Source organism: Bacillus sp. REN3 (assembly GCF_017912555.1).
Lineage (GTDB): Bacteria > Bacillota > Bacilli > Bacillales > Cytobacillaceae > Mesobacillus.
In genome coordinates this window covers 1-357 of sequence record NZ_JAERSD010000075.1, presented here as the reverse complement: position 1 = coordinate 357, position 357 = coordinate 1, and the positions used below count along the sequence as shown (strand labels likewise).

At 50.4% G+C, this 357-nt stretch carries 2 tRNA genes; both read left to right on the top strand.

The window, feature by feature from the left end:
* Positions 1-134 precede the first annotated feature (134 nt).
* Positions 135-220 (top strand) — tRNA-Leu (locus JJQ88_RS21055).
* A gap of 62 nt (positions 221-282) precedes the next feature.
* Positions 283-356, top strand: a tRNA-Arg gene (locus JJQ88_RS21050).
* The last annotated feature ends 1 nt before the right edge of the window (position 357 follow it).

Genomic DNA, 357 nt, shown 5'->3' with positions numbered 1-357 from the left:
CGGAATTGGCAGACGCACTAGACTTAGGATCTAGCGCCGCGAGGCGTGGGGGTTCGACTCCCTTCACCCGCACCATTCATTACCAGTTGAAATATTGGTCAGAATGGGTTAAGATATACTCCTGTCATATTTTTGCGGTCGTGGCGGAATGGCAGACGCGCTAGGTTGAGGGCCTAGTGGGGGCAACCCCGTGGAGGTTCAAGTCCTCTCGGCCGCACCAAAATATTGTTGACATCTTATGATTAACGTGATAACATATAAAAGTTGCTAACAATAACATATGCGCCCGTAGCTCAATTGGATAGAGCGTCTGACTACGGATCAGAAGGTTATGGGTTCGACTCCTTTCGGGCGCGC